This is a genomic window from Variovorax sp. P4_D9 (assembly GCF_056401695.1).
Window position 1 is genome coordinate 1 of record NZ_JBFUIU010000409.1, and the last position, 8,101, is coordinate 8,101.

Genomic DNA, 8,101 nt, shown 5'->3' on the forward strand with positions numbered 1-8,101 from the left:
CATCTTCAAGAGCCGCTCGTGGACCCAGCTGCCGGCCGGGATGTCCTTGAGCGCGTAGCCGATCGCGACGTCGTAGCGGCGCACCGCCCCGCCTTCGGGGATGTCGACCAGCGCCACCTTGTGCGCCTGCGGCACCTTCTCGCGCAGCGTGAGGCCCGAAGGAAAGACCGTGCCTGCCGCGAGCCCGCCGTCGTTGGCCACGATCGCGACGTTGTCGTTCGCGTGCATGCGGATGGTGAGCGGCGCCTTGGCGGCTTCGGACATCGCGGGACTCCTTTACTTGACGACCATGAACATGCTGGGAAGCCAGGTCGAGAAGGCCGGCACGAAGGTGACGACGCCGAGCGCGAAGATCAGCGCGCCGTAAAACGGCCAGATGGTCTTCATCACTGTGCCGACCGAGACCCCGCCGATCGCACAGCCGACGAACTGCGTCGTGCCGACGGGCGGCGTGTTGAGGCCCAGTGCGCAGTTAATGAGCATCACGATGCCGAACTGTACCGAGGTCATGCCGTATTGCTGGGCGATCGGCAGGAAGATCGGCGTGCAAAGAAGGATGGTTGCCGCCATGTCGAGGAAGGTGCCCAGCACGAACAGGATGACGTTGATCAGCAGGAAGATCACCCAGGGCGTGCTCGTGACCTGCGACAGCATCTGGCCGGTGAGCTCGGCCACCCCATAGAGGCTGATCAGGTAGCCGAAGGTGCTCGAGATGCCGATCAGCAGCAGGATCACGCCGGTGGTGCGCACCGCCTTCGAGGCCGCCTTGACGAAGTGCTCCCACTTGAGCGTGCGGTAGACGAAGATCGTCAGCGCGAGCGCATACAGCACCGCCACCGCGGCCGATTCGGTCGCTGTGAACACGCCCGACAGGATGCCGCCGAGGATCAGCACCACGATGAAGAGGCCGGGCAGGGCGGCCGCGAACGAGCGGCCGACGATCTGCCAGCCCGGGAAGCTGCCGGCCGGATAGCCGCGCTTCACCGCCACCAGGTAGGCCGCAGCGAGGTTGCTGATGGTCAGCACCGCCGCCGGCAGCAGCGCCGCCAGGATCAGCGCCGCGATCGAGACCTTGCCGCCGGCCGCGAGCGAATAGATGATCAGGTTGTGGCTGGTCGGCATCAGGGCGCCGACCAGGGCCGCGTGGGTCGTCACGTTGACTGCATAGTCGGCGTGATAGCCCTCCTTCTTCATCATCGGGATCATCACGGCGCCCATCGCCGAGACGTCTGCCACGGGCGAACCCGAGACGCCGCCGAACAGGGTGCAGGCCACCACGTTCGACATGCCGAGGCCACCGCGCACGTGGCCCACCAGGTCGCGCGCCAGATTGACGATGCGGTCGGCGATGCCGCCGTACAGCATCAGCTCGCCGGCGAAGATGAAGAACGGGATCGCCAGGAACGAGAAGATGCCCATGCCCGAGGTCATCTGCTGGAAGCCGACTTCCAGCGGCAGGCCTTCATAGAGCAGGGTCGAAAGCGCCGACACGCCGATCGAGAATGCCACCGGAACGCCCAGCAGCAGGAACAGCGTGAAGCTCACGCACAGGATAAGAAGAGGAATGGTCATGCAGCGCCCCAGGCGGGTTCGACTTCGCGGCCTTGGGCCAATGCGATGATGTGTTCGATCGAGAACATCACGATGAGAACGCCGGACAAGGCGGCCGGCACGTACTTCCATCCCTCGGAGATCCACAGCGTGGGCAGCCGGTAGTCCCAGACCGATTCGGCCAGCGAGGCGCAGTTCCAGGCCATCGCGACGCCGAAGATCAGGATCAGGAAATGGATTAGGAATTCCATCTTGAGGCGCAGCCAGTCGGGCGCCAGCACCAGGAAGGATTCGAGCCCGATGTGGCCCGCGTCGCGCACGCCGACGGCGACGCCGAGCATGGTGACGTAGAGCACCAGCAGCAGCGCCAGGCTCTCGGCCCAGGTGGGGGTGTTGTTGAGGACGTAACGGCCGAACACCTGCCAGCTCACGGCGCAGATCACCGCGACGAGGCCGAAGATGCCCAGCCACATGCAGGCGCGAGCCAGCGTGCGGCAGATTTTCGTGTACATGATGATGTGGGTTGGCGACGCCCTCCCATGGGCGGGGGAGGGCGGCCGGATGCAGTCGATTACTTCGTGTCCTGCACGCGTTTGACGAGGTCCTTGAGCTTGGCGTCGACAATGAACTTGTCGTACACCGGCTTCATCGCGGCCTGGAACGGGGCCTTGTCGATCTCGATGATCTCGGCGCCGCCGGCCTTCACGGTCGCCAGCGACTTCACCTCGCGCTCTTCCCACTGCTTGCGCATATAGGGCACCGATTCCTTGGCGGCCTGGCGGACCCAGCCCTGCTCCTGGGGCGTCAGCTTGTCCCAGGCGCGCTTGGAGAACAGCAGCACTTCGGGGGCCATCGAGTGCTCGGTCTTGGTGTAGTACTTGGCGACCTCGAAGGCGCGCGAGCTCTCGTAGGTTGGGTAGTTGTTCTCGGCGGCATCGATCAGGCCGGTCTTGAGGCCGGTGTAGACCTCGCCCATCGGCATCGGCGTGGCGTTGGCGCCCATGGCCTCGAGCATCGAGACCCACAGGTCGGACTGCTGCACGCGGACCTTCTGGCCCTTCATGTCGGCGAAGCTGCGCACCGGCTTCTTGGCGGTGAACATCGAGCGAGCGCCGCTGTCGTAGTAGGCCAGGCCGATGAAGCCCTGCTTCTCGCAGGACTTGAGGATCTCCTCGCCGATCGGGCCGTCCAGCACTTTGTGCAGGTGGTCGACCGAGCGGAACAGGAAGGGCATGGTCGGGACCTGCGTCTCGGGGCAGATGTTGTTCATCGGCGCGATGTTCACGCGCACCATCTGCAGCGCGCCGATCTTGGTCTGCTCGATGGTGTCCTTCTCGCTGCCCAGGGCGCTGTTGTTGAAGACCTTGATGGTGTCTTTGCCGCCCGAGAGCTCCTTGAGCCGCTCGCCCATGAACTTGACCGCAGTCACGGTGGGATAGTCGTCGGGATGGATGTCGGCCGACCGGAACTCGGTGGCCTGTGCGGCCATCGCGGTCATGCCGGCCGCGATGGCGACGATGAGTGCGTGCTTGTTGAACTTCATTTGTCTTCCTCTTGCTGGTGGTTGTCGTGAAACTTTGAAATCAGGCGCGGAAGGCCGGCTCGGCGATGCCCTGGTAGCCGGGCCGCAGCGCGAACACGCCGCCGGCCAGCGGCTGGTCCGACAGGTCGCCGCCCGGGCGGATCGAAGTGACGAACAGGGTGTCGAGCTTCGGCCCGCCGAAGGCGCACATCGCCGGCTTCTTGACCGGCACGTCGAGCGAGCGGTCGAGCCGGCCCTCGGGCGTGAAACGGTGCACCTTGCCGGCGTCGTTGCCGCAGATCCAGTAGCAGCCGTCGGCGTCGACCGCGGCGCCGTCGGGGCGGCCGGGCAGGGGGTTCATGTCGACGAAGACGCGGCGCCGCGAGGGCGTGCCGGTGGCGGTGTCGTAGTCGAAGGCCCAGATGGTCTGGACGCTCGGATGGGAGTCCGACAGGTACATGGTGCGGCCATCGGGGCTGAAGGCCAGGCCGTTGGGAACGATCAGGTCGTCGAGCTGCAGCGAGGGCGCCGGGCTGCCCTTGTCGTACCGATAGACCCGGCCGACGCGGGCGCCGGCGGCCATGTCCATCAACATCGTCCCGGTCCAGAAGCGGCCCTGGCGGTCGCAGCGGCCGTCGTTGAAGCGCATGCCGGGCAGGGCGTGGGCGACCTCGGCGAGCCGGGTGGCTGCCAGCCTGCCGTCATCCTGCGGAACGATCGAGAACAGGCCGCTCTCCATGCCGGCGATCCAGGCGCCCGGGAGGTCGGCGCGTGGCGCGATGCAGGCCGGCATTTCGTCGCTGGCCCACTGCGTGTGGCCGGCGGCCGACCAGCGGTGCAGCGCTCGGCCCGGAATGTCGACCCAGTACAAGGCGGATTCCGCCACGGACCACACCGGGCTCTCGCCCGTGCCGCAGCGCGCGTCGACCACGAGTTCGGCCTGGCTCGCCACGGCGCTCAGTCTCCGAACGGGCCCTGGGCGGTGAAGGCGCCGCCCTGGTAGATCGCGTTCGGATCGCTGGGCGGCACCGGCGGCTGCGCCTCGACCTTGGCCCGGAAGACTTCCGAACTGTCCTGCGGCACGAAGCCCAGGTGCGCGGCGGCGTCGTTGTCCCACCAGACATCGCGGTTGGCCGACATGCCATAGACCACCGTGTGCTTGACGTCAGGTGTGAAGAGCGATTTCTCGATCAGCGTGGTCAGATCGCGGTAGCTGAGCCAGGTGCTCATCATGCGGCGGTTGAGCGGCTCGGGGAACGACGAGCCGATGCGGATGCTCACGGTCTCGATGCCCCAGCGGTCGAAGTAGAACTGGGCCACGTCCTCGCCGAAGGATTTCGACAGGCCGTAGTAGCCGTCGGGCCGGCGTTTGACGCCGGCGTCGAGGTGCTCGGTCTGCTTGTAGAAGCCGATCACGTGGTTGGAACTGGCGAACACCACCCGCTTGACGCCGTGCCGGCGGGCGGCTTCATAGATATGGAGCACGCCCTTGATGTTGGCTTCCAGGATTTCCTCGAAGGGCCGCTCGACCGAGACACCGCCTAGGTGCACGATGGCGTCGCAGCTGGCCACCAGCGCGTCGACCGCCTTCTTGTCGGACAGGTCGCAGGCCATGACCTCCTCGTGGGGACCCTCGKCGGGTGCCATGCCCGCGATGTCGGACAGCCGCAGCACCGCCGCGTAGGGACGCAGGCGTTCGCGGAGGACCTTGCCCAGGCCGCCGGCGGCTCCGGTGAGAAGGAGGCGGGCGACTTGCGGCGCGGGGGAGGAAGTGGCGGAAGCGGCGCTCATTCGTGTCTCTGTCAGATGTCGTAAGTTATCGGTTGTCGTACAACGTGCTGGCGATTATCATCACGCCATGTCGAACCTGTCAACGGGGTCAACCGCAAGCACCGAGCCCTCCGCGCCTGGCGTCCCGCCGCGCCGCAGGGGGCGGGGCCTGGCGCATGGCTTGGTCGACGACCTGGGCGAGAAAATCCGCAGCCAGCAGCTGCGCCCCGGCGACAAGCTGCCGACCGAATCGGCCATCATGCAAGCCTATGGCGTGAGCCGGACGGTGGTGCGGGAGGCGCTCTCCAAGCTGCAGGCCGGCGGGCTGGTTGAAACCCACCACGGCATCGGCACCTTCGTGCTGCAGCCGCGGGCCGCCGGCATGTTCCGGCTCGAGGCCTCGGACATCGCCACCTCGGTCGACGTGCTGGCCGTGCTGGAACTGCGCATCAGCCTGGAGACCGAGTCCGCCGGGCTTGCCGCGACCCGCCGTACCGAGGAGCAGCTCGCCGCCATGCGGCAGGCGCTCGACGATTTCGAGCACAACGTGACCGTCGCGGGCGATACCGTGGCGCCCGATTTCCGCTTCCACCTGCAGATCGCGCAAGCCACCGGCAATCCGTACTTCGCCGACATCATGAGCCATCTCGGCACGACGATCATTCCGCGCACCCGGATCACCGCGATCCGCAACCACGACCGCCGCGGCGAGTACCTCAGCCGGGTGAACCGCGAGCACGAGGAAATCTATGCGGCGATCGCGCGACGCGATGCCGAGTCGGCGCGCGCGGCCATGCGCATCCACCTGACCAACAGCCGCGAACGGCTTCGGATCGCCCAGGAGGCGGCCCGGCTCGACGCTGAGAAGAGCGCGACCGCAGGCCCGCCGGCTGCCTGACGGAGGGGTCGGTCTTTGCTGGACAACTTTTCGAACTAGTTGTACGATGACTGATGACATCGCTACCATGCGATGCGCATTTTTCAACGATCAGGAGACAACCCATGAGCTTGACCCGACGCAATCTCGTCCTCGGCGCGCTCGGCAGCGGCCTGCTGGCTGCCGGTGCCGCCCAGGCCGCCGACGCCTGGCCCTCGAAACCGATTCGCATCGTCGTTCCGTACCCGCCCGGCGGGTCGTCCGACATCATCGCGCGTTCGATCAGCCAGCCCTTGTCCGAGGCGCTGAAACAATCGGTGATTGTCGAGAACCGCGCCGGCGCCAATGGCAACCTGGGCGCCGACCTGGTGGCCAAGGCCCAGCCCGACGGCTACACGCTGCTGCTGTGCGATGTCGGCGCGCTGGCGATCAGCCCCTCCGTCTACACCAAGCTGTCCTTCGACCCGGCCAAGGACCTGCGTGGCGTGACCATGCTGGCCTATTCGCCGCATTTGCTGGTGGTGCATCCGTCGGTGCCGGCCAACAACTTGAAGGAACTGGTCGCTCTGTCGAAGAAGTCCGACCTCAATTTCGCCGTCACCGCCACCGGCAGCGCGCCGCACCTGGCCGGCGTCGCGCTGGAGCGCGCGAGCGGCGCCCGTTGGGTCTATGTGCCCTACAAGGGCGGCGTGCAGGCGGTGCAGGACACGGTGGCCGGCCAAACCCAGGTGCTGATGAACGGCATGCTGGCGACCCTGCCGCACGTGCAGAGCGGCAAGCTCAAGGTGCTGGGCGTGTCCAAGTCGACGCGCATGCCGCTGATCGGCGATGTGCCGACGATCGCCGAGCAGGGCGTGTCCGGCTTCGAATCCGGCACCTGGCAAGGCGTCCTGGTGCCGCGCGGCACGCCGGAAGCGCTGGTGCAGCGCCTCAACAAGGAACTGATCGCGATCATTCGCACGCCCGACATCCGCTCGCGGCTGGCCGGGCAGGGCGCCGAGGTCGTGACCATGACGCCCACTGAGCAGGACCAGTTCTTCGACAAGGAACGCGTCCGCTGGGGCAAGGTCGTGACGGCCGCCCAAATCAAGCTGGACTAGCCCGGCACTTCAATCTCCCGTTTCCCCACCACCGCAACGTTCTTCACATGAATCCCCAAGAACTCAAATCCATCATGGGCTCCGGCCTGCTGTCCTTCCCGCTGACCGACTTCGACGGCAACGGCGACTTCAACCGTAAGGGCTACGAGAAGCGCCTGGAATGGCTGGCGCCCTATGGGGCCAGCGCGTTGTTCGCGGCCGGCGGCACCGGTGAATTCTTCTCGCTGACCGGAGACGAGTACCCAGGCATCATCCAGGCCGCAGTCGACACCTGCCGCGGCAAGGTGCCGATCATCGCCGGCGCCGGCGGTCCCACGCGCTTCGCGATCCAGTGCGCCCAGGCGGCCGAGAAGGCCGGCGCGCACGGGGTTCTGCTGCTGCCGCACTATCTCACCGAAGCAGGCCAGGAAGGCCTGGCGGCGCACGCCGAGGCGGTCTGCAAGAGCGTCAAGTTCGGCGTCATCGTCTACAACCGCGGCCAGAGCAAGCTCTATCCCGCGACGCTGGAGAAGCTGGCCGAGCGCTGCCCGAACCTGGTCGGCTTCAAGGACGGCATCGGCGACATCGAACTCATGAGTGCGATCCACCTGCGCATGGGCGACCGCTTCGCCTACCTCGGCGGACTGCCGACGGCGGAGGTCTATGCCGCTGCCTACAAGGCGCTCGGCACGCCGGTGTATTCGTCGGCGGTGTTCAACTTCATCCCGAAGACCGCGATGGACTTCTACAACGCCGTGGCGAAGGACGACATCGCGACGCAGCACCGCCTGCTGAGGGACTTCTTCATGCCCTACCTCGATATCCGCAACAAGGGCCAGGGCTACGCGGTGAGCATTGTCAAGGCCGGCGCCAAGATCGTCGGCCATGATGCGGGCCCGGTGCGCACGCCGCTGACCGAGCTCAAGGCCGACGAGTACGAGGCGCTGGCTGCGCTGATCGCCAAGCTCGGCCCGCAGTAGGACCCCAGGCGGTGCGTCCGCCGCACGCAGTAAGCTGCTCCCCCTACACCTCGATTCCCAAGGATTCCCTGCCATGCAGAACTTCGACAACCTCATCAACGGCGCATGGCGCGCCGCCGCCAGCTATAGCGCCAACGTCAACCCGAGCAACCTCGGCGACGTGCTGGGCCAGTACGCGCAGGGCGACGCCGCCCAGGTCGACGCCGCGGTCGCGGCCGCCAGCGCCGCCTTCCCGGCCTGGTCCACCGGCGGCATCCAGGCGCGCTCCGAGGCGCTGGAAAAGATCGGCGCCGAGATCCTGGCGCGCAAGGAAGAGCTCGGC

10 protein-coding genes are annotated in these 8,101 nt (G+C 66.8%); 4 read left to right on the plus strand and 6 right to left on the minus strand.

Annotation, left to right across the window (positions count from 1 at the left end; translation table 11 throughout):
- The 6 genes from AC1DY5_RS32995 to AC1DY5_RS33020 all read right to left on the minus strand — a co-directional run.
- On the minus strand, positions 1–264 hold a 264-nt coding region (locus AC1DY5_RS32995), incomplete at its 3' end, for a UxaA family hydrolase (RefSeq protein WP_478118348.1).
- 12 nt (positions 265–276) lie between these two features.
- Entirely contained in the window at positions 277–1,572 is a 1,296-nt protein-coding gene (locus AC1DY5_RS33000) for a TRAP transporter large permease (RefSeq protein ID WP_478118350.1), read from the minus strand.
- Complete coding sequence (locus tag AC1DY5_RS33005; RefSeq protein WP_478118352.1) at positions 1,569–2,063, minus strand: TRAP transporter small permease; 495 nt, start codon at positions 2,061–2,063, stop codon at positions 1,569–1,571. The genes AC1DY5_RS33000 and AC1DY5_RS33005 overlap by 4 nt, the downstream gene beginning before the upstream one ends.
- A 59-nt stretch (positions 2,064–2,122) precedes the next feature.
- Entirely contained in the window at positions 2,123–3,094 is a 972-nt protein-coding gene (locus AC1DY5_RS33010; protein ID WP_478118354.1) for a TRAP transporter substrate-binding protein, read from the minus strand.
- A gap of 40 nt (positions 3,095–3,134) precedes the next feature.
- Entirely contained in the window at positions 3,135–4,025 is an 891-nt protein-coding gene (locus AC1DY5_RS33015) for an SMP-30/gluconolactonase/LRE family protein (protein ID WP_478118356.1), read from the minus strand.
- 5 nt (positions 4,026–4,030) lie between these two features.
- On the minus strand, positions 4,031–4,864 hold the full coding sequence (locus tag AC1DY5_RS33020) for an NAD-dependent epimerase/dehydratase family protein (RefSeq protein ID WP_478118358.1): 834 nt from the start codon (positions 4,862–4,864) through the stop codon (positions 4,031–4,033).
- A 67-nt stretch (positions 4,865–4,931) separates the two neighbouring features.
- Here AC1DY5_RS33020 and AC1DY5_RS33025 point away from each other — a divergent pair, with 67 nt between their 5' ends.
- The 4 genes from AC1DY5_RS33025 to AC1DY5_RS33040 all read left to right on the plus strand — a co-directional run.
- Complete coding sequence (locus tag AC1DY5_RS33025; protein ID WP_478118360.1) at positions 4,932–5,741, plus strand: FadR/GntR family transcriptional regulator; 810 nt, start codon at positions 4,932–4,934, stop codon at positions 5,739–5,741.
- A gap of 104 nt (positions 5,742–5,845) precedes the next feature.
- Positions 5,846–6,820 (plus strand): Bug family tripartite tricarboxylate transporter substrate binding protein, encoded by a 975-nt coding sequence (locus AC1DY5_RS33030; RefSeq protein ID WP_478118362.1) that lies wholly within the window; start codon positions 5,846–5,848, stop codon positions 6,818–6,820.
- A 47-nt stretch (positions 6,821–6,867) separates the two neighbouring features.
- A complete protein-coding gene (gene kdgD / locus AC1DY5_RS33035; RefSeq protein ID WP_478118364.1) occupies positions 6,868–7,779 on the plus strand; it encodes a 5-dehydro-4-deoxyglucarate dehydratase in 912 nt (303 codons plus the stop codon).
- Positions 7,780–7,852: 73 nt separating this feature from the next.
- Positions 7,853–8,101 (plus strand): aldehyde dehydrogenase family protein (locus AC1DY5_RS33040; protein ID WP_478118365.1); only part of this gene is annotated, 249 nt, incomplete at its 3' end.